Raw genomic sequence first — 25667 nt, forward strand, 5'->3', positions numbered from 1 at the left:
CTGACTGTGGTGGTCAGGGCCCGTTCTGGCGTCGCTGCCTGTTCGGGCAGCCGGGTGTGCACCAAAGGTCGTTCGCCGTGGGCTGGTGCGTGCCCGGGCGAGGACGGACGATGCACGAGGTGCAGGCAAGCGAGCGCCAGTCACCCGACGCGTCGCGCGACGACGCGTCCCGAGCCCGCCGCGGCGCGCCGGGGCACAGCGAAGGACAGGACGAGCCCGGCTTCCGCCCTGAAGCCCTCCTCGGTCTCCAGACGACGGCCGGCAACAAAGCCGTCAACCGCCTCGTCGATCGCCCCCACCTCGGTGCCCCCGCGGTGCAACGCGTTCCGCCGAACCAGTCGGTGAAGCCGCCGCCGGAGGCGAACCAGAGCGTCCAGCCACCGTCCGCGGACAGGCAGAACAACGGCATCACCTACCAGGGCGAGACGATCTTTCCCGAGCAGGGCAAGTGCAAAGCCGTCCTGAAGAAGCTGCTACCGCAGAAGGGCGCGAGCCTCACGTCGTCGTGGGGGAACTCGATGGCCAAGGCCGACGCCGGCGCGAAGGCGGGGTGGTCGCTCTTCGCGGACGACGACTACATCGCGCGCTGTCAATCCTCCATGGATGCCGCGGTCAAGGAGTTCGACGAAGAGAACCGCGTCTTCATGGAGAAGTTCGAAACCCAGGCCGGGAACCTCGTCGATCAACTGCTGATCAACGCCAAGGACCAGATCGGGAAGGAGCAGCAGAAGCTCGGGCTGACCGCGAAGACCGAGAAGGATCTGGACACGGGCACCAGCACGAGCTACTCCGCGGCCAACAAGGGGTACCTCGACGAGGCGAAGAAGGCAGCCGGCGTGCTCGCCGAGCTCCGCTCGACGGCCGACTACCGGGCCGGGGTCTACAAAGAGGCGCGGAAGCGGTTCGAGCAGGTCGCCGCGACCTTGCCGGCGAACGTCGACCCGAACAACCAGCTCGGCGGTGGTGCGGGTCCCGCGATCGTCACGGAACACGAGGCGGTCAGGCTCTCGTGGCAGGAGGCCGAGCAGGCGTTCGCGAACAAGGCGAAGGACGAGACGGCCAAGTACGCGTTGCTCGCGCCGCTGGTCGCGGGTGGCGAAGGAACCGTCGAGCGGCTGCGGGAGTTCTCGAAGGAGTCGAGCGAGTGGTCGGCGCAGAACATCGGTGAGCAGTTCGCGAAGAAGCTGGAGAACATCCAGACGGTGCACGACGAGCTCGGCGGGCGCTTTTCGATCTGGAAGCAGCCGACCGTCGTCTCGATGATGCACAAGCAGCTGCAGTCCGACGCCGGCCAGCAGAAGATGGTCGGCGACAAAGTCACCGAGATCAAGGTCGAAGAAGAAGATTCGAAGATGATGTACGCCGCCGTGGCGCTCGGGCTCGGGCTGCTGGCGGCGATCCCGACGGGCGGCACCAGCCTGCTGGCGGGCGTGGCGTTCACGGCAGCCGCCAGTGGCGCGGCGCTGAGCGCCTACACGGCCTACCAGGAAACTCAGGACTACCTGTTGCAAAGCGCGGCAACGGACACATCGCTCGACCGCGCGTTCCAGATCTCGACCGACGAGTCCTCGCTGTTGCCCCTGGCCATCGACATCGCGGCGGCGATCCTCGACCTCGGCGCGGCGAAGGCGGCGTTCGCGACGCTCAAGGAGGCGATCGCCGTGGCGCGGGCCGCGAAGTCGGTCGAGAAGCTGCCCGGCCTCATCACCGCACTGCACGAGGCGAAGATCTCCCCGGGCAAGCAGGGACAGGTGGTCGCCGAGATCTTCCCGGCGGGCGGCAACGTCGAGGAGGCGCTCAAGGCGATCAAGGCCGGATTCGAGAGCCTCGACCCCACGGCGGCAGGCGACCGGCTCCTGGCCGACACGATGACAAGCGTCGCGACGAAGGCCATCGACGGCGGTTACGTGATCCCGTTCCCGGCTTCCCGGGCAGCGGCCGAGGACGTGCTGACCAAGGCGCTCACCGGCCGTGACCTGAAAGGGAGGCCCGTCAAGGAGTGGGTCACCGCGCTGGTCGAGGAGGCGTTCAACCCGACGAAAGAGGCGAACCTGGGCGGCTTCTACGAGGAGCAGCTCAAGCTCATCTTCATCCGTGGCAACGTCAGCAAGGAAGTCGCCGCCTCGGTTCTCGTCCACGAGACGGTCCACTTCGGACAGGACGCCAAGAACATGCTGGAGACGATGGCGAAGTTCGAAAAGGAGCTCCAGGCGTTCAAGGCGCAACAGGCGTTTCTTCAGATGCTGCCGTCAGAGGTCCAGCTGCCCCAGGCGTACGCCGAGATCCGGGCGATGACCGATGCGCAGCTCAAGCAGTACGTCAAGCAGGGGTACGGGACGAAGATGACCAAGGTGGATCTCGACGAGATCCAGGGCAAGATCTTCGGCATGTTCTTCGCGGCCGGTAAAGCGATGTGACGGTACGTACGCCTGTGTGCCCATCGATCGGATGCGGTGTGTTCAGCCTTCGGGAACCGGCGGTTGCAGCATGGGCACGAGGAACCTGCGAGCGACCATGGCGAGCTGCTCGTCGTCATCGACGTCGAGCAGCCGGCTGGGGATCGTCAGGAACGAGGCCGAAACCCGGACCATCACCTCGGCGACGAGGTCGGTGTCGAGCTCCGCGGAGACGTGACCGGCGTGCTGCTCCTCGCGCAGCTGCCCGGCCACGAACTGCCGTACGACGGCCAGCGTCCCGCCCCCGTCCTTGGTCAGCGAGGACACCAGCAGGTCCGGTTCCACCTCCATCAGCCCGCCGATCAGCGGGTTGCTCCGGAACGCGCGCAACGAACTCACGAACCCGAGCACCAGGCGGTCCGCGACGGTTCGAGCCGCGCGGATGTCGGCCAGGAAACAGTCGAAGTAGCGGCGGAACTCCCGCTGCACCACCTGCTGCACCAGCAGCTCCTTCGTGGCGAACCGGCGGTACACGGTGATCCGTGAGACGCCGGCGCGCCGGGCGACGTCCTCCATCGTGGAGCGCTGGATGCCCAGGGAGCGGAACTGCTCGAACGCTCCGTCGAGCACTCGTGCGCGAACGCCGTCCGACTCGTCCACCTGCTCGGTGGCGTCGGCGTAGGCGCGCTCCAGCAACGACTCCAAGCCGGGGGACAGCAGGGACGAAGCTCGCTCGGGCTCCACGCGCACCTCCTCGGACGACCGGTCATCGATGACCCACACCTTGGGTCTTGTGGTCATCATCGCGCTGTGCTGTCATGATGATACGCAGATATGGAATGCGTATCTCAATATCATGGCTTTCCGGCAAGGAGGCTGAGGGAGCATGGGAGAGATCAACCGCCGACACATCCTGAGGACGGGTGGAGCGCTGGGCGCGCTGGGGGCCGTGAGCCTCGCGTCGCCCGCACAGGCGGCCCCATCGCTGTGGACGTGGTCGTCCACAGGATCGGTGGCCGCCACCGGGTCGGGCGCCGACCCGCGGTACGTGTGGGATCCCGAGGCCGACCCGGTCGCGGCCGCCGTGCTCGACAGTGGCGACGTCGCCCACGTCAACCGGCTGTTGCGCACCTGGACCCGCAACGACCAGCCCCTGCCCGCCGGGCTGCCGGCGAACGTACGGGACTTCATGGAAAGCGCGCGGCAGCTGCCGTCGTGGACCGACCAGGGCAAGCTCGCGAAGGCGTTCGACTTCAACAAGAAGCGCGGCATCTACCTCGGCGTGCTGTACGGGTTCGCCAGCGGCATGATCTCGACGGTCATCCCGCACGAAGCCCGCGCGGTGTACCACTCCAAGGGTGGCGCGGACATGAAGGACCGCATCTCCAAGACCGCCAAGCTCGGCTACGACATGACCCAGCGCAACGGCTTCCAGCCCGACGGACAGCTGATCGTCACCTGCGTCAAGACACGACTCGTGCACGCGGCGGTGCGGCACCTGCTGCCGCAGTCTCCACAATGGACCACGGGCTCGGATCAGGACATCCCGATCAGCCAGCGGGATCTGCTGGTGACCTGGCACAGCCTGCCCACGACGGTGATGCAGAAGCTGACCGCCTGGGGCGTGCCGATCGCCGGCGACGAGTCGGCCGCGTTCCTGCACTCCTGGCAGCTGTGCGGGCACATGCTCGGCATCCAGGACGAGTACCTGCCGGCGTCGTGGGCCGAGGCCGATTCGCAGGCCAGGCAGGTGCTCGACCCGATCCTCGGGCCGACGCCCGAGGGCAAGAACCTCGCGAACATCCTGCTCAACCTCGGGGCCGGCATCGACGGCGGAATCCTGACCACGCACATCCTCGGTGCGCTGACCCGCTTCATCCTCGGCGACCGGATCGCCGGCTGGCTCGACATCCCGCGCGAGCCGGTGTGGGACCCGCTGCTGCAGACCGCGTGGCCGCCGTTCATCGCCGTTCGCGAAGGCCTGCTGCCGTTCCCGCTCGCACCCGCCGCCTACTGGACGCTGGAGGAGATCATCCGTCAGATCGCTCTGCTGTTCCTCTCCGAGGGGCAGACGATCAGCATCGAGATCCCGGACACCAACCGGCCCGCCTGAGCACCGCGGTGACCACCGTTTACGAGCGGATCGGCGGCCGGGAAGCGCTTGCGGCCGTCGTCGACGACTTCTACGACCGCGTACTGGCCGACGCCGAGCTGGCGGTGTTCTTCAAGGGCACGAACACGTCCCGGTTGAAAGGAATGCAGATCGAGTTCTTCAGCGCCGCGCTCGGCGGACCCGATGAGTACCGGGGCCGGTCCATGAAGGAGGTGCACCGGGGGCGCGGTATCAGCCGGCACCACTTCGACCTCGTCGCGAAGCACCTGACGGAAGCGCTGCTCGCCGCGGGCGTGCCGGGGGAGACGGTGCGGACGGTCATCGGCGCGATCGCGCCACTGGCGTCGGACATCACGTGAATCCTCTTCCTGAGGTGAAAGGAAGCCGCCATGGCGGAAATGAGCAGGCGGAAGATGCTGGTCTCGGGTGGTGCACTGGGTGCGCTGGGCGCCTTGAGCATCGCGTCACCCGCGCAAGCGTTGGCGTGGACCTGGGCTCCGAGCGGGTCCGTCGCGGGGAACGGTGCGGGCGCCGACCCGAGGTGGGTGTGGGACGAGCAGGCCGACCCCGTATCCGCGGCGCTGCTCGACCGCGGCGAAGTGCCCGCCGTCAACGAGCTGCTGCGGACGTGGACCCGCAACGACCAGCCGCTGCCGGACGGGCTGCCGGAGCACCTGCGGGCCTTCATGGAACAGGCACGACAACTACCGGCGTGGGCTGACCACGGCAAGCTCGAAATGGCCGCGGAGTTCAACAAGTCCCGAGGGCTGTACCTGAACGTGCTCAACGGACTGGGCGGCGGCATGTTGTCCACCGCGATCGTCAAGGAAGCTCGCTCGGTCTACTACTCCAAGGGCGGCGCGGACATGGAGGACCGCGTCGCGAAGACCAGCATGCTCGGCTTCGCCGTCGGTGCCCTGGACGCCTACCGCCCGGAAGGCACCTGCGTCGTGCAGGCGGTGAAGACCCGGCTGGTGCACGCCGCGGTGCGGCACCTGCTGCCCCAGTCTCCACAGTGGACCGACGGGATCCCGATCAGCCAAAGCGACATCCTCGTCACCTGGCACACGCTCCCCACCTACGCGATGCGCAAGCTGCGCGAGTGGAAGGTGCCCATGTCGCGGGCGGAGGCGGACGCGTACCTGCACGTGTGGCAGGTGACCGCGCACATGCTGGGCGTGCGCGACGAGTACATCCCGGCCTCGTGGGACGCGGCGAACGCCCAGTCCGACCAGCTGCTGCCGCCGGCCATGGCGCCGACCCGGGAAGGCGTCGAGCTGACCGACATCCTGCTCGACCAGCTGGCCGAGCAGACCAGCCCCGGCCGGATCGACCGGCCGCTGGTCAACGCGTTCGCCCGTTACCTGGTCGGCAATCAGGTCGCGGACTGGGACGCGATCCCGCGCGAACCGCTGTGGGGCCCGCTGATCACCACGGCGTGGCCGGCGCTCGTCGCGTTCCGGGAAGGGCTGATGCCGTTCCCGCTGGTGCCCGAAGCCGCGTGGACCCTCGACGAGGCGGTGCGCCAGTACATCCTGTTCTTCCTGACCAAGGGGCGAGGCACCGTGATCGACATCCCGACCGTCAACCGGCCGAGCTGAACGGGGATGTCGGCGAGATGGGTGCAGATCTCGGCAGGCGCCGGTTCCTGGGGTACGTCCTCGCGGCGCCGACCCTGGTGGCCGCGGCGGACATCCGGCCGGCGACCGACGGGGTCCCGTCGCCGCAGCCGGCGAAGCTCCTCGACCTGAACGCGGTGATGACCGCCGCCGCGTTGCCGACCGCGGGGTTGATCACGATCGACGTCAACGCCGACGGGACGGTGTCGTTCGCGCTGCCGCGCGCGGAGGTGGGACAGGGCATCACCACGTCGACGGCGATGGTGATCGCCGAGGAGCTGTCCGTTCCGGTCGAGCGGGTGCGCGTGACGTTGGCGACCGCGCGCCCGGAGCTGGTGTTCAACCAGCTCACCGGGGCGTCGAACACGACGATCTCGACGTTCACCCCGATCCGGGTCGCCGCGGCCACGGCCAGGGTGCGGCTGCTGGAGGCGGCATCGGAGAAACTCGGCACGCCGGTGACCGAGCTGACTTTGCGTGCGGGGGTGATCAGCGATCGAGCCGGCAGGCGGATCGGCATCGGTTCGATCGCTGAACTGGCCGCGAGCCCGCGGACGGTGCAGGTGCCGGTGACGCTGACACCGCCGGAGCGGTTCAGCGTGATCGGCACCCCGCACAACCGGGTCGACGCGCGCGACGCGGTCACCGGAGGCAAGAAGTTCACGATGGACCTCCAAGTCGACGGTGCGAAACCCACGATGGTGTGCCGTGCGCCCACGATCAACGGCACGGTCCGTTCGGTCGCGAACCTGGCGGAGGTCCGCGCCATGCCCGGCGTGACGGACGTCGTCGTCATCTCCACCGGCGTGGCGGTGCGGGCCGAGACGTTCGGGCAGTGCATCGACGGTGTGCGCGCGCTTCGCGTGTCGTGGAAGCCCGGGACCGCGGAGGGGAAGTCGGACGACACGGTGCTGCGTGAGCTGGCGCTGGCCGAGCTGCCCTTCGGCCCGCGGCCCTTGGCGTCCACAGTGGAGCGCAAGTTCACCTTCAGGTTCCGGGGGAACAGCGCACTGGAGACCAACTGCGCGATCGCCGACGTGCGCCCCGGCCGCGCCGAGGTCTGGGCGGCGCTGAAGTCGCCGATCGTGGCGAGGGAGACTCTCGCGGCGAAGCTCGGCCTGCCGGTGGCCGCGGTCACCGTGCACGTGGTCGAGGGCGGTGGCTCGTTCGGCCGCAAGCTGTTCTTCGACGCCGCGCTGGAAGCGGCCGAGACGTCTCAGCGCATCGGAAAACCGGTCAAACTCATGTGGCACCGCGCCGACGACGTCCGGCAGGGACGGGTGCACCCCATGGCGACGTCGCGGGTGCGCATCGCCCACGTCGGGGAGACGGTGCTGGGCTACGAACAGCGTCACACCAGTGTTTCCACGGACCTGGGGCACGGGTTCGGCGAGGTGGTCACCGCCCTCGCGGCCCGGTTGCCGGTCGTCGACCTCGCTTTCTCCGAGGTGTTCTTCGTGCTCAGCCAGACGGTGCCCTACGAGTTCGGCGTGGTGAGCCAGCTGCTGAGCGAGGCCGACCGGGGCTTCAACACCGGCAGCATGCGCAACGTGTACTCCCCGGACGTCACGTGCGCCCGCGAGCTGGTGGTGGACGAGCTCGCGGCGAAGCTGCGCAAGGACCCGTACGAGTTCAGGCGCGACGCCCTCGGCGACGGCCGCACCCGAGCCGCTCTGGAGGCGGTCGCGAAGGCGGGGGACTGGGGCCGGCCGATGGAATCCGGTACCGCGCAAGGCATCGCGGTGCACGAGGAATACCACTCCACGAGCGCCGCACTGGTGGAGATCGACTGCCGGCCCGCCACGGTCAACCGTCCCATCCGCGACGGCGTCGCCGGACCACGCGTCACCAAGGTCGTGTTCGCGGTGGACGTCGGACTCACCGTGAACCCGCGCGGCCTCGAGGCGCAGGTGATGGGCGCGGTCATGGACGGCATCGCCCAGACGCTGACTTCGAGCTTGCACCTGCGCGACGGGTGCTTCCTCGAAGCCAGCTGGGACAACTACTTCTACACCCGCCAGTGGAACACCCCACCCGAACTCGAGATCATCATCCTGCCGAACACCTCGGACCAGCCCGGCGGCGCGGGCGAACTCGGCGTCGCCGCGTCGATGGCCGCCGTCGCCTGTGCGTACGGGCGTGCCGTCGGAGCGATGCCCACTGAGTTCCCGATCAACCACGGCACGCTGTCGTTCGTGCCGAAACCGGCCGTCCCGCCCGTTCCCGCCTCGCCGGTGGACGGGATCGGCAAGGCTTTCTGAAGGGGGTTTCGTGCCCGAGCGGAGATTCCGCGTCAACGGCGAGCAGGTCGTCGTCGACGTACCCGACGACGTGCGGCTGCTGTGGGTGCTGCGTGACGTCCTCGGCGTCACCGGCCCGAAGTACGGCTGCGGCATCAACGTCTGCAAGGCGTGCACCAGCCATCTCAACGGCAAGGCGGTGAACCCCTGCGCCATCCCCGTGGGGGAGCTGAAGCCGGCCGACGAGGTGACCACGATCGAGGGCCTGCCGCCCTCAGCCGGCGCCGACTTGCACCCCATGCAGCAGGCGTGGCTGGACCACGACGTAGCCCAGTGCGGCTACTGCCAGCCCGGCCAGATCATGGCGGCGGTGGCTTTGGTCCACCGTGTCCGCGAGGAGGGGCGCGAGGTCACCGAGGCCGACCTCGACGAGCTGCGCAACATCTGCCGCTGCGGCACGTATGTCCGGATCCGCGAAGCGATCAAAGCGGGTGCGCGCCGAATGTAGCGGAGCACCGATCGTCGTCTGTCGAGCGGACTACGCCGAGGTGGTGACGGTGCCGCGACGAGAATGGGCCCTGGCCGGATAGCACCTGGTCAAGGGCCGTTTTGTGCGGGTCATGTGGGGTGCCCCCGGTGGGATTCGAACTCACACTGGACGGGTTTTGAACGGATGTTGCAAACCGCCTCTGAGCAGGGCAGGTGCGGCAAACTGGCTCCCTGCGGGGGCCGTTCGAGGGTGCGTAGGCGACGAAGCCGCACATTCGGTCAGCCATACGCGGCTTGCGTGGCACTCCTTGAGCTCATCCCCGCCGCGCTGGCCGTGCTGGGCAAGTTCTCGGATGTGACACGGCGCTGCAACTGCTCCGGGAGACGGAAATGGAGCACCCAAGCCCACCCGCTACCGTCGCCGCTGAAGACCGCGTGAGCGGTGCTTTCATATGCAGTGGCCTCATGGCTTCCAAGCACTTAGGAGGCGTGAAAGGCCTGGTCGGAGACCCTGTCTGTTTGGCTGGGGCAACGGATTGAGAGCCTTCCTAGCCATTAGGGTCAGTCCGGGAATGTTGCGTTCAGGATCAAGTGCGCGACTGACATGTCGTGTACGCAGCACCGAACGGAAGGATTGTCGTGCTTGAGCAGCCGACTGGCCCGTCAACTGTTACACCGACTGCCTCGCTGACCCCGGCGCCTTCTACGTCAGGCTCGCCATCGGTCGCGGCTTCAACCCTGACTGCCACTAGCACTGTCGGCACTCCGTCGGGTGCCAACGATCCCGCAAGGTCGAGTGCCGATGCCGCGTGGGCCAGCTTTTGGGTCGCCGTGTTCGCGTTGATTGCGACGATCGTCGCCGCTTTGGTGGCGTGGCGTGGATACAAAAAGCAATCTCGACAATTATTGATATTGGAGGATGAAAAGCAGAAGGAGGTGCCTTCGAAGTTTGCTTTATGGATCCACTGGGCCGATAGCGGTTACGAAGTTCGTTACCACAACGGCTCTCATCTCCCCGTAAGCAACGTGTGGTATCGTTTTGCTGTCGATGGGGAGGAAACGAAAGACAACCCGTTGGGTAACTTGGGGCCGACGGCATCGCCGATCGCGCTGAGATCGGCAATTGATACACTGACTCAGATGGTAGGCGAAATTATCTGGAAGATTGACGAAGTTGCCATCTCTGAATCCCCTCAAAGGATTGGGATCGATCCCGAAACGCTTGATTTAACTCGCCACGAGCTCTTTACGGGCGCAACGGTGTCGGCGTTATGGTTCACTGATTCTTCTGGGAGAAAGTGGCTGCGTAACGCGTCGGGTGAATTGACACCCGAGCCGAACGTGGATGGTGCGCCGCCGGGATACGGTGCGACGCCTATTGATGTAGAGGAAGCGCGTCGCGGCCGCGCCGATCAGGTGAAGGAATTTCAGCAAAAAAAAGACGAGGATAAGCCAAAGGGGCGGCTGGCGTCCCTGTGGGTGCTGGCAGGGTGGCTGCGTCGCGGCTTGGGTCTTGCTGGTCGCCTTTTGCGGCGGGGGCGAAGCGGGTAGATCGGTGGGGTCGCCCGCTTGGGAAGCTGGCTCGGAATCGGGGGGAGCGGGGCGCTCAGCGAGATGTGACACGGCTTCGTCTTGCACCTCGCGGCCCTGCAAGTGCTTTCGTCGGGCTAAATGTCATCCGGAATCTGTGCCCATCGCCAAGCGGTCGGTCGGACAGTTGTGGCATGCTCGGGATTTGCCATCTGGTACTTTGGCGCAACTCAAACTTTAGCTGGATGCGTAAATTGAAAGCTGAACCTGACTTGATGGCACGGCGATTGTCCTCTTGATGTCGTCATCATAGATAAATGTAGTCCCATTTCCGATGCCGATAAGAAGTCCGGATCTAATCGGTTTATAGTCTGGTATGGTGTTATTTTCTGTTGTATATAGCAGCGTCGCGGATTCCTCGGGTTTTGTCCATCGATACAGTACGGCCCGAGGGATTAAGTCGGCACGTACTGGGTTGTTCGATTCGTAGTCTGAATTTACGGAAACCCTACCTGCTTGGTCTCCTAAGGTGTGGGCGCCATAGAAAATCAATGCAAGAGTCCCGACTCCAAGCAATAGCAAAACTATTAGCTTGAAGTGGTGTACCTTCTGGTCGATTTCCGCGAAGCGCCAGGATGCTTTGGCGAGCTTCCTGCGACGCAAGGGCTCCCTGACCTTCCATTCGATCAATTCCGTAGAACTGCTTGAGTAGGGCAGCGATATCGTCGAGTTTCGAATATTATTCCTTGATGAGGCAAGTGCAAAAGATAATATCCCGAAAATGATAATAGTCGCCGCAATGGAGCCTGTGTAGTAGAGTCTCCCAAATGCATTCAAAGGTGTAATGGACAGTTGCTCTGGTGAAAGTCCAAAGCGTGAATAGTACGCTGTAGCAGCGAGATAAGAGGCCGATTGACCTACAATGCCCGCCAATGTGATGGCGCCTACGGTATTGGCAACCGTAACCTTCGGAAAGTTCATCTAATTTCGTCCTGGTTCGATTTACTGCTGTTTCTTCGGGTGTCCTTCTGTTCTCTCCGAAGTTTAATGATCCGTATTCACCTTTCAAGGATTTGGCTACGGAACCGCCGCGCGTGTCCGAGACTGCATGCGCATGGAGAGGCCATTGGCTCATGCGTCAAGAGTCGAGTGACGCTATCCTCGGTGAACGGGACCCCGTCTGAGACTGATGACGATTCGGCAGCAGTTACCAGGACGCCCTCGACGTTGACATCGACAGCGCCTCCGTATAGGTCATCGAACACGTCGTCGTCCATTACGACTGCTGTCAATACGGTAGCGGTGAGTGTGAGTGTGTCCAATCCGATGCCGAGGCAATACGTCGTAACGCGATCTTTCTCGCGCGCGGCTTGCAGGTCGCGATATAGTGGCCAGTTCTCATAGTCGAGCGGCTCGCCCTGGCTCCCGTCTCGCTCCGGCTCTCCAAGGCTCTCCTCGGAGTACTTCCGAACCATGCTCCGCCACAGGTCGAAGTCGTTCTCCTTGTCCCACGCAGCGACCGACGAGGGCTGGAACTCGCCGGCCGGGATGAGGCCGTAGATGCCGGCGGCCGTCGCGACCTTGGCCGGGTCGCGCCAGGGCAGGAGGAACGTCGCGTTGCTGGTGTCGCGCTGGCTGCGGAGGGGCAGCGTCTCGATCGCGGGCATGACCGGCCGCCGCTCCAGGTCGCACGGGTCGCCGATCAGGCCGCGCAGCGGAAGCTCCGCCCAACCCGCGCGCGGCACCTTCCGGTTCGGGAACTGCGCGACGGCCAGCTCGTGCGCGATGGCCTCGGACAGGTCGAGCTTGTCGAAGTACGTCGCCAGGCCGAACGTCATCCGCTCATTCGACGGCGTCAGGTCGACGTCCAGCAGTCGGTAGCTGGTGCGGTTCTCGAACAGCTACGGCGGGTCCAGGTACTTGATCGCTGACGCGTAGCGCTCGAAGCGCCGGCCGGGCGCGCGGAGCGGCAATGCCTTGTCCGCCTCGGGTTCGGTGCCGGTGACCGTGGTCGGGCCACGGTGGTCCGACCACTCAAGCTTGATGTCTTCCAGGCGCACCGGTGCCGGCGGCATCCACTCGCGCCGGGCGATCAGCGGAGCCTTGCCGATGCGCGCCTCCGGCCGGTAGAGCGACGCGGCCGCCTCGGCAAGCTCGCGCGGCGACTGTTGAGCTCGCGTCGCATCCGACGCCACTCTTCCTGGCTCACCGCAACCGGGTCGACCTCGTTGACCAGCGCGGACGTCGACGGAGGAGCGACGGGCTGAAGTAGTTCCTTGGACAGCCCGAGGCGTGAGAGCGAGATGCCGAGCTGGTTGGCGACTCGCAGCAGCGTGTCCAGGTCGCGGACCTGACGTTGCCCCGTCTCGATCTTCGAGATGTACGACTGGTCCATGTTGAGGATCTGGGCCAGATCGGCCTGGTTGAGCCCGTTGGCCTTCCGGTACTCCTCCAGGACCTCGGCAAGCAGGCCGGTGTTCAGTTCGAGCTCGGTTGTCGACCTCGGCGAGAGCCACGGCTGGTCTGCTTCCACTGAGGAGCAAGTCCCTTCATCCCTGGAACTTGACCCCAGGGACCTCGCCGAGTCCACGATCGCTCCGGTGTCGGACAAGGCGCACAAGGCCGCGTTCTCCGACGAAGAGTACGCCTCACCACCGGCAAAACGTCTCTACGACCTTCGGCGCGTCTGTGCGCCGACCTGGCAGGCGGGCGGACTCCTGACCCGGTGCGCGGAGTGAACCGGCCACTCGGTCGCGGTGCTGCGTTGCCTCACTGATCCGGCGCCCGGGAGCAGGCCGACCTTCACAGCTTGATGTCGGTGCCGTTGACGTTCTTCATGTCGGTGATGGTCGGGCCGCCGAACGCCCTCAGCGTCACCGGTTTCCGGTCCTTGGGGATGTCCCAGTAGAGGTCGAACTCGACGCGCACGCCGTGCCCGAGGTCGAACTGGGCGGGCTGGCGCTTGATGAGCATCGCCTGCTCGTCCGAGGGGTGGGTGGCACCCTGGTCGTCGACGAGCAGCTGGCGTTTCGTGTCGAACAGGACGCTCGAGGTGCCGGTGTTGGTGATCACGAGCCGCAGCCGGACGTACTGGCCCTTGGGGAGCATTTCGGCGTGGCTGCCGGTGATGCTCGGCAGGCCCGCGGCCAGGCCGATCAGGGTGAACTCGGTGTCGCCGTTCTTCGCGGGCGGCACCTTGAGAGCGGTCTCGTCGGGCCGGACCTGACGCGGCGGCAGCTCGTAGGTGGTCGTCGGGGCGGGCGTGCTGGGGGCCGCTTCGCACCCGGTCAGCAGCATGAGGGCGACGACGGCCGGCAGCAGTTTCACCTGCGTGATTCTGCCCCGCCGGCCGCCGCTCCGGCTAGCTCCCGATGCTTTCGACGACGGCCTCGGCGACGGCCTTCATGGTGGTCCGGCGGTCCATGGCGGTGCGCTGGATCCAGCGGAAGGCGTCGGGCTCGGTGAGGCCCTGCCGGCTCATGAGCAGACCCTTGGCGCGGTCGATGACCTTCCGCGTCTCGAGCCGGTCGGTGAGCCCGGCGACCTCGGCCTCGAGGGCCTGCAGCTCGGAGAACCGGCTGACGGCGAGCTCGATGGCGGGCACGAGATCCCGCTTCGCGAACGGCTTGACGAGGTAGGCCATGGTGCCGGCGTCCCGCGCGCGTTCGACGAGGTCACGCTGGCTGAAGGCGGTGAGGATGACGACGGGCGCGATCCGGTCACCGGTGATCTTGGCCGCGGCCTCGATGCCGTCGAGCTTGGGCATCTTGACGTCGAGGATCACGAGGTCGGGCTTCAGATCGGTGGCGAGCGAGATGGCCTGCTCGCCATCCCCGGCCTCCCCGACCACTTCGTAGCCCTCTTCACGCAGCATTTCGACGAGGTCCAGCCGGATGAGTGCCTCGTCCTCCGCGACGAGCACCCGACGCTGCGGCACGATGGCCTCGGTAGCCTGATCGGTCACCGGGGTCCTCCTGAAGACTCGGCGGGACGGTGGGTCTCGCGGCTTCCCGCGAACCTGAAGCCTACCGGGAACGATCCAGAAGAAGAGATGGCGTTCACCACGAAGTGGCGGGCGCGACACCCGGGGCCGGTCACTGGCCGGGTTCGGTGATCCCGTAGGGTTACGACGTCACGCCCCCGTAGCCCAACTGGCAGAGGCAACGGATTCAAAACCCGTCCAGTGTGAGTTCGAATCTCACCGGGGGCACACGTCAGCCGTAAAGAAAGGGCCCGGCGCACCAAGCGCCGGGCCCCTCGCACACCACACTCAGACCCCGAGGTCGCCACCGAGGTAGGCGGCCCGCACCTTCGGGTCGTTCAACAGCTCGGCTCCACGCGCACTCTGCACCACGCGGCCCGTCTCCAGCACGTACGCCCGGTCCGACAGCTTCAGCGCCTGCTGGGCGTTCTGCTCCACCAGCAGCACCGTCGTCCCGCGCTTGTTGATCTCGCGGATGATGTCGAAGATCTGCGCGATCAGCATCGGCGCCAGGCCCATCGACGGCTCGTCGAGCAGCAGCACCTTCGGCTTCGTCATCAGCGCGCGGCCGATGGCGATCATCTGCTGCTCGCCGCCCGACATCGTGCCGCCGAACTGGTTCTTGCGTTCCGCGAGCCGGGGGAACAGCTCGAAGACCTCGTCGAGGTCGGCCTGGAGGTCGTCCTTGCGGGTGTAGGCACCCATCAGGAGGTTCTCCTGCACCGTCATGCCGGGGAACACGCCCCGGCCTTCCGGCGACTGGCCGATCCCGAGCAGCACGCGCTTGTGCCCCGGGGTCTTCGAGATGTCCTGGCCGTTGAACGTGATCCGGCCGCTGGTGAGCGGCCGCAGCCCGGAGATCGTCTTGAGCGTCGTGGTCTTGCCGGCGCCGTTGGCCCCGATGAGGGAGACGATCTCACCCTCGCCGACCTGGATGCTCATGCCCTTGAGGGCCGCGATCTTGCCGTAGTGGACGTTGATGTCCTCGACCTCAAGAAGCATCTTCGGACACCCCCAGGTACGCCTCGATCACCTTCTGGTTGTTCTGCACCTCGTGCGGCAGCCCTTCTGCGATCTTCTGGCCGAAGTCGAGCACCGCCAGCCGGTCGCTGATGTGCATGACCAGGCCCATGTCGTGCTCGATGAGCAGCACCGTGCGGCCGTCGTCCCGGATCTTGCGGATCAGCGCCTGCAGCGCGTTCTTCTCCGCCGGGTTCATGCCCGCGGCCGGCTCGTCGAGCAGCAGCAGCTTCGGGTCGGTCGCGAGCGCCCGCGCGATCTCCAGCCGGCGCTGGTCGCCGTAGGAGAGGTTCTTCGCGACGTTGTGCTCGACCCGGCCGATGCCGACGAAGTCGAGCAGCTCACGAGCGCGTTCGCGGCCGTGCTTCTCTTCCTTGCGGTGCCACGGCAGGCCGAGCGTCGCGCCGATCGCGCCCGTCTTGTGGTGCGCGTCGACGCCCACCATGACGTTCTCCAGCGCGGTCATGTTGTGGAACAGCCGGATGTTCTGGAACGTCCGTGCGATCCCGCGCTTGGTGACCTTGAACCGCTTCATGCCGTCGATGCGGTCGCCGTCGAAGCGGACCTCGCCCTCGGTCGGCTGGTAGACGCCGGTGACCACGTTGAACACCGTGGTCTTGCCGGCGCCGTTCGGGCCGATGAGCGCGAAGATCTCGCCTTCGTTGATGGTGAGGTTGACTTCGCGCAACGCCGTGACGCCGCCGAAGCGCATGGTCACGTTGTCGAATTCGAGCAGCGCGCTCACTTCGTCACCTCCGCCGAAGCCTCGGAGTCGGGGCCGGCCACTTCCGCGCCCATGGCGCCCATGCCGCCGGTTCCTTCCCGTAGTTCGGCCTTGCGCTGCCGCGACGGCAGCAGGCCCTCCGGCCGCAGCGCCATCATCAGCACCAGCACCGCACCGAAGATCAGGACGCGGTAGTCGTTGAACTGGCGGAAGCGCTCCGGCAGCCACGCGATCACGAACGCCCCGAGGATGACGCCGGGGAGGTTGCCGGACCCGCCCAGCACGACCGCGGCCAGGATGGTCGCGGACAGGATGAACGGGAAGTTGTTCGGCTCGATGAACACGGCCTTGCTCGCGTAGATCGTGCCGGCGAACCCGCCGATCATGGCGCCGATGGCGAAGGCGAGGAGCTTGAACTTGAACGTCGGCACGCCCATCAGCTCGGCCGCGTCCTCGTCCTCGCGGATCGCCGCCCACGCCCGCCCGACCCGGCTCTTGGTGAGCCGCACCGAGAAGACGATGACGAGCACGATCGCGAACACCATCAGGTAGTAGTACGGCGCCGGGTCGAGGAAGAACTCCATGCCGAACAGCGGCTCGGGGTGCGGGACGTTCGTGATGCCGCGCGCGCCGCCGATGCCGTCGGTGTTGTTCGCCGTGATCCGGACGATCTCACCGAAACCCAGTGTCACGATGGCGAGGTAGTCACCGCGCAGCCGTAGCGTCGGTGCGCCGAGGATGACGCCCGACACCGAGGCCAGGAAGATGCCGATCACCACCGTCGGCCAGAACGACCAGCCGTAGGTCGTGCCGATCGACGCCCACGTGTACGCGCCGATCGCGAAGAACGCCACGTACCCGAGGTCGAGCATGCCCGCGTGGCCGACCACGATGTTGAGGCCGACGGCCAGCAGGATGTAGGTCCCGACCGGGAAGATCAGGACGGTCGTCCAGTCCGAGTACGGCGACATGAACGCGCCGATCCACGGCGCGGGCAGGATCAGGACCAGGACGATCAGGGCGAGGTAGACGCCGTAGCGCTGCCACGCGGGCGCGTCGGCCCACCAGTCGCGCATCCCGTCGACGGGGTGGAAACCCTTGCGCGCCGGGGTTTCGTTCGTTTCGGACACTCCGTCGCCTTTCATGCGCGTGCTCGCTGGAGGGATTCACCGAGGATGCCGGTGGGCCGGAGCATGAGCACGAGGACGAGGACCACGAACGCGGTGACGTCCTTCCACTCGGAGCCGAGGAAGATGGAGCTCCAGTTCTCGACCAGGCCCAGCACGATGCCGCCCAGCAGGGCGCCGCGCAGGTTGCCGATGCCGCCGAGGACGGCCGCGGTGAACGCCTTGATGCCGAGCAGGAAGCCGACCCGGTAGTCCGTGTTCTCGTACTCCATGACGTACAGCGCCGCGGCGACACCCGCCATCGCGCCGCCGAGCAGGAACGTGATCCGGACGATGCGGTCGATGCTGACGCCCATGAGGACGGCGGCTTCGGGGTCCTGGGCGGTCGCCCGGATGCCGCGGCCGATGCGCGTGCGGCTGACCAGCTGGTCGAGCACGACCATCACGACGACGGCGGCGATGACGACGAAGACGTGGTCGGTGCGCACGACGCCGTTGCCGATCCGGAACAGCTCGTCGTGCGGTACGAACCGGGGAGCGTTCTGCTGGACCTTGCCCGCCTTGTCCGACAGCGCGGGGATGATCGCGAGACCGAACAGCTCCTGCAGGAACAGGGAGGCGCCGATCGCGGAGATCAGGGCGGCGAGCCGGGTCGCGCCCTTCTTGCGCAGCGGCCGGTAGGCCAGCTGCTCCAGCACGATGGCCGAGCCGCCCGAAGTGATCGCGGAGGCCACCGCGATGAGCAGCAGGATGCCGATCATCCCGAACACGCCCACGGTGATCGGGGCGGTGCCGCCGGCGATGGCGATGAGGATGAACAGGGACGTCATCGTCCCGATCATGAAGATTTCGGAGTGTGCGAAGTTGATGAGCCTCAGCACGCCGTAGACCATCGTGTAGCCGAGGGCGATGAGGGCGTAGATGGAGCCGGCTACCAGGCCGCCGATGGTGCTGCCCAGAAACTGGCTCTGCAGATCTTGGAACATGACGTAGTTGCCTTACCTGACGGGGCGAGGATGGTCGCCACATTGGCGGGGAGCGGGGGTGCTGTGTCCGTGCACAGCGCCCCCGCTCCCGTTAGGTGTTTCTAGCTCCGTCAGCCGTTGATCTTGGCTTCGGTCGAGGCGCCGAGGTTCTTGATGACCCCGCCGACGACCTGGTAGACGTAGATCGCGTTCGTCTGCGGCTCGCCGTTCTCCTTGAACTTGATCTGCTTCGACGCGCCCTTGAAGTCCTCGGTCTTGAGGAAGTCGTTGATCTTCTCACCGGTGGTGTTGCCGGCCTTGACCGCGTTGATGATGGCGGTCGCGGCGTCGTAGCCCTCGGTGGCGTAGATCGCCGGGTCGACGTTGAACTTCGCCTTGTACTTGGTGGCGAACTCGTTGGTGGCGCCCGCGTCCGGGATGTTGCAGGGGCAGCCGATGGCCGCCTTCTCGGCGGCCGCGGCACCCGCGCCCGAGACCAGCTGCGGGTCGAGCGAGCCGTCACCGGTGGCGAAGGTGGCCGTCACGCCGCCGTCACGGAGCTGCTTGAGCAGCCGGCCGCCCTGGGCGTAGTAACCACCGAAGGCGATGACGTCCGGGTTGGCCGCCTTGACCTTCTGCACCGTCGACGAGTAGTCCGACGCGTCCTTGGCGAACTTGTCGCGCTCGGTCGTGATGCCCTTGTCCTTGAAGGTCTTCTCGAACGCGTCCGCGAGGCCGACGCTGTACTCCTGGTCGTCCGAGATGACGTACGCGTTCTTCGGCGACTTCGCCGTGATGAGGAAGTTCGCGATGGCCGGGCCCTGGTCGTTGTCGTTCGCGACGACGCGGTGCCAGTACTTCCAGCCGTTCGAGGCGAGACCCGGGTTGGTCGCCGACGGCGACACGCTCGGGACCTTGCCCTGCTCGAGGACGCCGCCGACGGCCTTCGACTCACCGGAGAACGCCGGGCCGATCAGGGCCGTGATCTTGTCCGTCCCGATCGCGGTCTGGACCAGCGAGGTGGCCTGTTCCGGCTTGCCCTGGCTGTCGTAGTTCTTGAGCTCGAGCTTCACGCTGGGGTTCGTGGCGTTGTACTCGTCGATGGCGAGCTTGGCGCCGTTGTTGGGCGGGATCACGATCCCGGAGTTCTCCCCGGTCAGGTCGCCCATGAACCCGATCTTCAGCGTGCTGCCGTCACCACTGTTGCTGGACGAGCCGCCACCGGCGCAGCCCGCCAGCGCGAGCGACGTCGCCGCTGCGAGGGCGAGAACCCGTCCAAAACGCACTCCTGACACCGACTACCTCCCATGACCAACCAGCCGCCGGTAGGCGTTGCCCCCGACACAGGGGCTAGGTTAGGGCAGGAAGATATCCCTCTCGCCCGTCTTGTGCACAGGCGGCCTCGCTACTCTGTGTCCACATCGTGACGATCGCAACCGACGCGAATTGCACGAAAAGGCGAGCGATGTTTCGCCACGGCCCGCCGCTGGTCACGCAGCGATGCTAAGTATCGGCACTCGTTCTGCGAATGGGTGACAGCCGTGTTTCCGCGGTATGTCATCGCCCATTTCGGCGGCCGGCGCGTGACCGGTTTCCCGCCGATCCGCTGTTCACCCTGGCGGGGGTCGCCGGGGGTGGGCACCGCCGTAGGGATGCACCTTACGTCCGGTTCGGGCGGCCGATCGGACCAGCCCCCGGTGAAGTCTGCCCGAACGGTCACAACCATCGGTTGTCGTGGGCGCCGGAACAGCTGTTGGACCCGCACCCCTCCGCGGCTGTTCGCTGGGAGCAGCCGAGAGAACAGGGAGAGACGAGATGCGGGAAGCAGTCGAGGGTGTGGCGGCGGGCGTGCCGTTCGTGGCGCTGGCACCGGCGGACCCGGACGCACCGGCGGCGCTGCTGGCGGGCTGGCACCTGATGGAAGAGCCTTCGAGCGAGCAGGCCTTCACCGAAGCGGTGCCGATGACCGGGCTGCAGGCGTGGCGGGTGTACTTCGGCCTGCCCATGACCGGGGCGCGGCTGCCCGAGGGCGGTCCGGCGGAGCTGTTCCGGCTGGCGAGCGAGGACGCGGTGCGCAACGTCTTCGAGCCGGTCACCGAGCAGGCGGTGGCGGAGTTCCCGGCGGCGCTGGCCGAGCTGCGCGACCGGCTGCCGGGTGCGGACGGCCCGCTAGGCGTCTTCGGAGGCTCGGCCGGCTCGCTGGTCGCGCTGGAGCTGCTCGCCCGCGGCGACGTCGAAGCCGCCGCGGTGGTCAGCCCGGTCGCCCGGCTGGCGCCGGTGATCGGCCGCAACGAGCGCCTCTTCGACGTCACCTACCCCTGGACGCCGGAGTCCCGGGCCGTCGCTGACCGCTACGACTTCGTGCGCCGCGCCGGCGAGCTGACCGCGCCGCTGCTGCTGGTCGCCGGCGCGGACGACGACGTCGCCGTGCGCGAGCCGGCCGAAGCGCTGCGCGCGGAGCTGGACACCGAGCTGGTGACGGTCGACGGGATGGCCCACGAGTTCCCGCCGGGGACGCCGGCGGCGAAGGCCGTCGACGCGGCTTTCACCGAGTGGTTCGCGCGGCGGCTGCGAGCTTGACGTCGTCCTCCGGCAGCCAGGCGTGCTCCGGGTCGTAGGCGCACCAGTCCTCTTCACGGCTGGTGCGCCCGGCCAGCGCCAGCAGCCGCCGCAGCGCCGGGCTCGCTTTCCCGCGCCGCCAGACCAGCGACCACGGGAACAACGGCGACGGCTCGAACGGCAGCACCTTCAGGTTGAGGTCGGGCGCGAGCTCCATGTCCGCTCCGGCGAGGGTGACGCGCCGCTTGCCGTAGCGCGTCTGCTCCAGGGTGTGCCGCAGGTCGAAGCTGACGCCGGAGTCGTCGACCGGCACGCCGAACCGGTCGCACAGCTCCCGCAGGTAGGACAGCCATTCGGCGGGGCCGCGCAGGCCGGGCAGCCAGATCCCGTCGGCGCGCAGGTCGTCGAGCCGCAGGACGTCGTCCTGGGCCAGCGGGTGTTCCGGGGCGAGCAGCGCGACCAGCGGTTCGAGCCGGACGACCCGGTGCTCCAGCTCGTCGGGCAGCGGCCGGCCGATCCCGGTGACCCGCCCGGCGGCGACGTCGAGCTCGCCGGACAGCAGCGGCTCGACGGCGTTGGCGAACCCGCCGCCGGCGACCCGGTCGACCCGCAAGCCCGGGTCCCGCGCGGCGAGCCGGCGCAGCAGGGAGATGGGGGAGAGCCGGTAGTCGACGACGTCGAGGCGCAGCGGCCGGTCGTCGGCACCCATCGCGGCCACCGCCGCGTCGGCCACCCGCACCAGCTCGCGCGCGTGCGGGAGGAACCGCTCGCCGTCGGCGGTCAGCTCGACCGAGCGGTTGGTGCGCAGGAACAACGGTGTCGCGAGCGCGTCCTCGAGCTTCTTGATCCGTTTCGACAGCGCCTGCTGGGTCAGGAACAGCGCCTGGGCGGCCCGCCCGAAGTGGCGCTGCTCCGCGGTGACCACGAACGCCCGCACCTGGGCGAGGTCGAGGTCCACCCGCTCAGGCGCCCGGCGGGCGGTCCCGGACGACGCAGGTGAGCCGGGCGGTGCAGGTCCGCCTGCCCTCGTCGTCGGTCAGCACGATTTCGGCGGTGATGGTGCCGCGGCCGACGTGCAGCGGCGTCGCGACGCCGGTGACGGTGCCTTCGCGGACCGCGCGGTGGTGGGTGCACGACAGTTCCAGGCCCATCGCCGCCCGGCCGGGGCCCGCGTTCAGCGCGGCGATCGTCGAGCCCAGCGCTTCGGCGAGCACGGCGTTGGCGCCGCCGTGCAGCAGGCCGTACGGCTGGAGGTTGCCCTCGACGGGGATCGTGCCGACCACGCGCTCGGCCGTCGCTTCCAGGAGCTTCATGCCGACCTTGTCGTTCAGCTGCTGGTCCGCAGCGGCCGGGTCGATCCCCGACAGCCGGTCCACGTCGATGGGGGCGGCACTTTCGGTCACGCAACGCTCCTGTTCCTATGCGACACGTAAGAGTGTCGGACCCTCAGCCTAGACTCGGCCCCGTGAGCCCGAGTGAGAAGACGACCGTTGCCAACGCCACAGGAACCACCGCTGTCGCCGAGCGGCCGAAGCTGCTGCTGATCGACGGCCATTCGATGGCCTACCGCGCGTTCTTCGCGCTGCCCGCGGAGAACTTCAAGACGAAGACCGGGCAGGTCACGAACGCCGTCTTCGGGTTCACGTCGATGCTCATCAACCTCCTGCGCGACGAGACGCCGACCCACCTCGCGGTGGCGTTCGACCTCTCGCGCAAGACGTTCCGCTCGGAGACGTACGCGGAGTACAAGGCCAACCGCAGCACGACGCCGGACGAGTTCCGCGGCCAGGTGGACCTGGTCAAGGAGGTCCTCGAGGTGCTCGGGATCCCGTCGCTGGTGAAGGAGAACTTCGAAGCCGACGACATCATCGCCACGCTCACGACGCAGGCGACGGCCGACGGTTTCGACGTCCTCATCTGTACGGGCGACCGGGACGCGCTGCAGCTGGTCACCGAGCAGGTCACCGTGCTGTACCCGAAGCGCGGCGTCTCGGAGATGACCCGGTTCACCCCGGACGCCGTCGAGGAGAAGTACGGGCTCACCCCGCGGCAGTACCCGGACTTCGCCGCGCTGCGCGGCGACCCGTCGGACAACCTGCCGAGCATCCCCGGTGTCGGCGAGAAGACCGCGGCCAAGTGGATCAAGCAGTTCGGCTCGCTCGACGACCTCATCGACCGCGTCGACGAGGTCAAGGGCAAGGTCGGCGACGCGCTGCGGGCGCACCTGTCGTCGGTCCAGCTCAACCGCCAGCTGACCGAGCTGATCCGCGACGTCGAGCTGGAGATCGCGCCGTCCGGGCTGGAGCTGCGCCCGTGGGACCGCGAGGCGGTGCACGCGCTGTTCGACGAGCTGGAGTTCCGCGTGCTGCGCGATCGGCTGTTCGCGACGTTGCAGAGCGCCGAGCCGGAGGCCGACGAAGGCTTCGAGGTCTCGGGGTCCGCGCTCGCGCCCGGCGCGCTCGGCGCGTGGCTCGCGGCGCACGCGAAGGCCGGCGAACCGGTCGCGCTGGCGTTCCGCGCGGTGGGCACGTCGGTCCGGTCCGACCTGCGCGCGGTCGCGTTCGCCGCGGCCGACGGCGAAGGCGCGTACGTCGACGTGACGGCGATGGACCAGGCCGACGACGCCGCGCTCGCCGCGTGGTTCGCCGACCCCAAGATCCGCAAGACCGGCCACGACCTCAAGGTCCCGCTGCACGCGATCCGCGCCCGCGGCTGGGCGCTCGCCGGGCTCGCCATGGACACCGCGCTCGCCGCGTACCTCGTGCGGCCGGGGCAGCGCACGTTCGAGCTCGACGACCTCGCGCTGCGCTACCTGCACCGCGAGCTGCGCTCGGAGACCGACGGCGGCGACGGGCAGCTGTCGCTGCTCGACGGCGGCGCGGAAGGCCTGGAGCAGAAGGAGATCCAGGAGTACCTGGTCAAGGCCCGCGCGATCTTCGAGCTGGCCGGCGCGCTCGACAAGGAGCTCGAGCAGATCGGCGGCGCGCGGCTGCTCGCCGAGCTGGAGCTGCCCCTGCTGGAGGTCATCACCGAGGTCGAGATCGCCGGTGTCGCCGTCGACCTCGAGCAGCTGACGTCGCTCGAAGCGCACTACCTCTCGCGCGTCACGCAGGCCGCCGAAGCCGCGTACGAGGTGATCGGCAAGCAGATCAACCTCGGCTCGCCGAAGCAGCTGCAGGTCGTGCTGTTCGACGAGCTCGGCATGCCGAAGACCAAGCGCACCAAGACCGGTTACACCACCGACGCCGAGGCGCTGCAGGGCCTGTTCGAGAAGACCGAGCACCCGTTCCTGCAGCACATGCTGGAGCACCGGGACGCGACGAAGCTGCGGACGACGGTCGAGGGCCTGATCAAGTCCGTCGCCGACGACGGCCGCATCCACACCACGCTGCTGCAGACGATCGCGGCCACCGGGCGGCTGTCGTCGACCGAGCCGAACCTGCAGAACATCCCGGTCCGCACCGAAGAAGGCCGCCGTATCCGCGACGCGTTCGTCGTGGGCGACGGCTTCACCGAGCTGATGACCGCGGACTACAGCCAGATCGAAATGCGGATCATGGCGCACCTGTCGAAGGACGAGGGCCTCATCGAGGCGTTCAACTCCGGCGAGGACCTGCACACGTTCGTCGCGTCGCGGGCGTTCTCGCTGCCGCCGGAGGAGATCACGCCGGAGCTGCGCTACCGCGTCAAGGCGATGTCGTACGGCCTCGCGTACGGGTTGTCGGCGTACGGGCTTTCGCAGCAGCTGCGGATTTCCACCGAAGACGCCAAGTCCCAGATGGAGGCGTACTTCGCCCGCTTCGGCGGCATCAGCGACTACCTCCACTCGGTGGTCGGCGAAGCGGCGAAGTGCGGCTACACGGAGACGATCTTCGGCCGCCGCCGCTACCTGCCGGACCTCAACAGCGACAACCGCCAGCGCCGCGAGATGGCCGAGCGGATGGCGCTGAACGCCCCGATCCAGGGCAGCGCGGCCGACATCATCAAGGTCGCGATGCTGAACGTCCACCGCGCGCTCGTCGAGGCGAAGCTGAAGAGCCGGATCCTGCTGCAGGTGCACGACGAGCTCGTGCTCGAGGTCGCCGAGGGCGAGCGCGAGCAGCTGGAGAAGCTCGTGCGCGACGGCATGGGGTCGGCGTACGACCTGGCGGTGCCGTTGGAGGTTTCGGTCGGCTACGGGCGTTCTTGGAACGAAGCCGCCCATTAAGTTCACTCTGCGTCGCGACCCGGATCACCGGGTCGTGGCGCGGGTGTACTCGGGCGGCCGTCGTGGCGCGCCGTTCGTCGCGGCAATGCTGTCGACCATGGCCAGTGACTTCCAGCGACGCAAGATCTCGACCGTGTTCGGCGCGATGGACGCCGACGACGACGGCTACCTGACCGAGTCCGACTTCCGCGCGCTCACGACGAGATGGCTCGACGTCCGCGGCACCGACGCCGGCACGCCCGAGGGCGAGAAGCTCGCCACGATCATGATGGGCTGGTGGGCGACGCTGCTCGACGCGTCCGACCGCGACCGCGACGGCAAGGTGACCCTCGACGAGGTCCTCTCGGTCGTCGACGAGCTGCCGAAGATGCCGGGCGCGGTCACCGGCACGGCGGACGCGATGTTCGAGGCGGTCGACGAAAACGGCGACGGCACGATCTCGGCGGCCGAGTACCGATGCATGATCGAAGCGTGGAGCGGCGGGGCCGTCCCGACGGACGAGGTGTTCGCGCTGCTGGACACCGACGGCGACGGCCGGCTGTCCCACGACGAGTTCGCCGGTCACTGGTACGAGTTCTGGGCCGGCGACGACCCCGCGGCGGCCGGGAGCTGGGTGTTCGGCCGCGTCTAGCAGCACACGGTTTTTCCGACGTCTTTGCCGGAAATACTCACCGGCACACAACACCGTTCGGCGTT

The 25667-nt window shown here is 67.4% G+C and carries 24 protein-coding genes and 1 tRNA gene; 11 read left to right on the plus strand and 14 right to left on the minus strand.

Going from position 1 to position 25667, the window contains the following annotated elements:
- Window positions 1-110 precede the first annotated feature (110 nt).
- Window positions 111-2417, plus strand: a complete 2307-nt coding sequence (locus ACIQWX_RS28755) for a hypothetical protein (protein WP_400877334.1) — start codon at window positions 111-113, stop codon at window positions 2415-2417.
- A 42-nt stretch (window positions 2418-2459) separates the two neighbouring features.
- Here ACIQWX_RS28755 and ACIQWX_RS28760 read toward each other — a convergent pair whose 3' ends face one another.
- A complete protein-coding gene (locus tag ACIQWX_RS28760; protein WP_400877336.1) occupies window positions 2460-3140 on the minus strand; it encodes a TetR/AcrR family transcriptional regulator in 681 nt (226 codons plus the stop codon).
- A 142-nt stretch (window positions 3141-3282) separates the two neighbouring features.
- Between ACIQWX_RS28760 and ACIQWX_RS28765 the strand changes: the two genes are divergently transcribed.
- The 6 genes from ACIQWX_RS28765 (at window position 3283) to ACIQWX_RS28790 (ending at window position 10408) form a co-directional block, all read left to right on the plus strand.
- Window positions 3283-4509, plus strand: coding sequence for an oxygenase MpaB family protein (locus tag ACIQWX_RS28765; protein ID WP_400877338.1), 1227 nt, complete (start codon window positions 3283-3285; stop codon window positions 4507-4509).
- A gap of 8 nt (window positions 4510-4517) precedes the next feature.
- Window positions 4518-4868, plus strand: a complete 351-nt coding sequence (locus ACIQWX_RS28770; RefSeq protein WP_400877340.1) for a group 1 truncated hemoglobin — start codon at window positions 4518-4520, stop codon at window positions 4866-4868.
- A 30-nt stretch (window positions 4869-4898) separates the two neighbouring features.
- Entirely contained in the window at window positions 4899-6110 is a 1212-nt protein-coding gene (locus tag ACIQWX_RS28775) for an oxygenase MpaB family protein (protein ID WP_400877342.1), read from the plus strand.
- Window positions 6111-6127: 17 nt separating this feature from the next.
- Complete coding sequence (locus ACIQWX_RS28780) at window positions 6128-8389, plus strand: molybdopterin cofactor-binding domain-containing protein (protein WP_400877344.1); 2262 nt, start codon at window positions 6128-6130, stop codon at window positions 8387-8389.
- A 10-nt stretch (window positions 8390-8399) separates the two neighbouring features.
- Complete coding sequence (locus ACIQWX_RS28785; protein ID WP_400877346.1) at window positions 8400-8876, plus strand: (2Fe-2S)-binding protein; 477 nt, start codon at window positions 8400-8402, stop codon at window positions 8874-8876.
- Window positions 8877-9496: 620 nt separating this feature from the next.
- Complete coding sequence (locus ACIQWX_RS28790; RefSeq protein WP_400877348.1) at window positions 9497-10408, plus strand: hypothetical protein; 912 nt, start codon at window positions 9497-9499, stop codon at window positions 10406-10408.
- Between the two features lie 216 nt (window positions 10409-10624).
- On the opposite strand, the gene ACIQWX_RS28795 is transcribed toward ACIQWX_RS28790, so the two are convergent.
- The 6 genes from ACIQWX_RS28795 to ACIQWX_RS28820 all read right to left on the minus strand — a co-directional run bounded on the left by ACIQWX_RS28795 (window position 10625) and on the right by ACIQWX_RS28820 (window position 14351).
- Window positions 10625-11368: a hypothetical protein gene (locus ACIQWX_RS28795; RefSeq protein ID WP_400877349.1), complete on the minus strand. Its 744-nt coding sequence runs from the start codon at window positions 11366-11368 to the stop codon at window positions 10625-10627.
- Window positions 11369-11445: 77 nt separating this feature from the next.
- Window positions 11446-12225: a hypothetical protein gene (locus ACIQWX_RS28800; RefSeq protein WP_400877350.1), complete on the minus strand. Its 780-nt coding sequence runs from the start codon at window positions 12223-12225 to the stop codon at window positions 11446-11448.
- Window positions 12226-12288: 63 nt separating this feature from the next.
- On the minus strand, window positions 12289-12447 hold the full coding sequence (locus tag ACIQWX_RS28805) for a hypothetical protein (RefSeq protein WP_400877352.1): 159 nt from the start codon (window positions 12445-12447) through the stop codon (window positions 12289-12291).
- A 32-nt stretch (window positions 12448-12479) separates the two neighbouring features.
- Window positions 12480-12920, minus strand: a complete 441-nt coding sequence (locus tag ACIQWX_RS28810; protein WP_400877353.1) for a helix-turn-helix domain-containing protein — start codon at window positions 12918-12920, stop codon at window positions 12480-12482.
- A gap of 269 nt (window positions 12921-13189) precedes the next feature.
- A complete protein-coding gene (locus tag ACIQWX_RS28815; protein ID WP_400877354.1) occupies window positions 13190-13714 on the minus strand; it encodes a DUF4352 domain-containing protein in 525 nt (174 codons plus the stop codon).
- A 34-nt stretch (window positions 13715-13748) separates the two neighbouring features.
- Window positions 13749-14351, minus strand: a complete 603-nt coding sequence (locus ACIQWX_RS28820) for an ANTAR domain-containing response regulator (RefSeq protein ID WP_372667078.1) — start codon at window positions 14349-14351, stop codon at window positions 13749-13751.
- 172 nt (window positions 14352-14523) lie between these two features.
- Here ACIQWX_RS28820 and ACIQWX_RS28825 point away from each other — a divergent pair.
- Window positions 14524-14597, plus strand: a tRNA-Leu gene (locus ACIQWX_RS28825).
- Between the two features lie 60 nt (window positions 14598-14657).
- Here the strand turns inward: ACIQWX_RS28825 and ACIQWX_RS28830 are convergent.
- From ACIQWX_RS28830 to ACIQWX_RS28850, 5 genes are all read right to left on the minus strand, one after another.
- On the minus strand, window positions 14658-15371 hold the full coding sequence (locus ACIQWX_RS28830; protein ID WP_400877357.1) for an ABC transporter ATP-binding protein: 714 nt from the start codon (window positions 15369-15371) through the stop codon (window positions 14658-14660).
- Window positions 15361-16134, minus strand: a complete 774-nt coding sequence (locus tag ACIQWX_RS28835; RefSeq protein ID WP_400877359.1) for an ABC transporter ATP-binding protein — start codon at window positions 16132-16134, stop codon at window positions 15361-15363. Before ACIQWX_RS28835 ends, ACIQWX_RS28830 begins: the two co-directional genes overlap by 11 nt.
- On the minus strand, window positions 16131-17258 hold the full coding sequence (locus tag ACIQWX_RS28840; protein WP_400877361.1) for a branched-chain amino acid ABC transporter permease: 1128 nt from the start codon (window positions 17256-17258) through the stop codon (window positions 16131-16133). The genes ACIQWX_RS28835 and ACIQWX_RS28840 overlap by 4 nt, the downstream gene beginning before the upstream one ends.
- Window positions 17255-18226, minus strand: a complete 972-nt coding sequence (locus ACIQWX_RS28845) for a branched-chain amino acid ABC transporter permease (RefSeq protein ID WP_400877363.1) — start codon at window positions 18224-18226, stop codon at window positions 17255-17257. The genes ACIQWX_RS28840 and ACIQWX_RS28845 overlap by 4 nt, the downstream gene beginning before the upstream one ends.
- A 110-nt stretch (window positions 18227-18336) precedes the next feature.
- The gene (locus ACIQWX_RS28850; protein WP_400877365.1) at window positions 18337-19491 is read right to left on the minus strand and encodes a branched-chain amino acid ABC transporter substrate-binding protein; all 1155 of its coding nucleotides are present in this window, start codon (window positions 19489-19491) and stop codon (window positions 18337-18339) included.
- 529 nt (window positions 19492-20020) lie between these two features.
- Here ACIQWX_RS28850 and ACIQWX_RS28855 point away from each other — a divergent pair.
- A complete protein-coding gene (locus ACIQWX_RS28855; protein ID WP_400877367.1) occupies window positions 20021-20785 on the plus strand; it encodes an alpha/beta hydrolase family protein in 765 nt (254 codons plus the stop codon).
- Here the strand turns inward: ACIQWX_RS28855 and ACIQWX_RS28860 are convergent.
- The gene (locus ACIQWX_RS28860) at window positions 20751-21722 is read right to left on the minus strand and encodes a LysR family transcriptional regulator (protein ID WP_400877368.1); all 972 of its coding nucleotides are present in this window, start codon (window positions 21720-21722) and stop codon (window positions 20751-20753) included. The two genes, ACIQWX_RS28855 and ACIQWX_RS28860, sit on opposite strands and share 35 nt — an antisense overlap.
- Before the next feature lie 4 nt (window positions 21723-21726).
- Window positions 21727-22167, minus strand: a complete 441-nt coding sequence (locus ACIQWX_RS28865; RefSeq protein ID WP_400877370.1) for a PaaI family thioesterase — start codon at window positions 22165-22167, stop codon at window positions 21727-21729.
- A gap of 62 nt (window positions 22168-22229) precedes the next feature.
- Between ACIQWX_RS28865 and polA the strand changes: the two genes are divergently transcribed.
- Both polA and ACIQWX_RS28875 read left to right on the plus strand, forming a co-directional pair.
- Window positions 22230-24971: a DNA polymerase I gene (polA, locus tag ACIQWX_RS28870; RefSeq protein ID WP_400877372.1), complete on the plus strand. Its 2742-nt coding sequence runs from the start codon at window positions 22230-22232 to the stop codon at window positions 24969-24971.
- A gap of 97 nt (window positions 24972-25068) precedes the next feature.
- Window positions 25069-25602, plus strand: a complete 534-nt coding sequence (locus ACIQWX_RS28875; protein ID WP_400877374.1) for an EF-hand domain-containing protein — start codon at window positions 25069-25071, stop codon at window positions 25600-25602.
- Window positions 25603-25667 lie beyond the last annotated feature (65 nt).

It is taken from the genome of Amycolatopsis sp. NPDC098790, assembly GCF_044759945.1.
In the GTDB taxonomy this organism is placed as follows: Bacteria; Actinomycetota; Actinomycetes; order Mycobacteriales; family Pseudonocardiaceae; genus Amycolatopsis.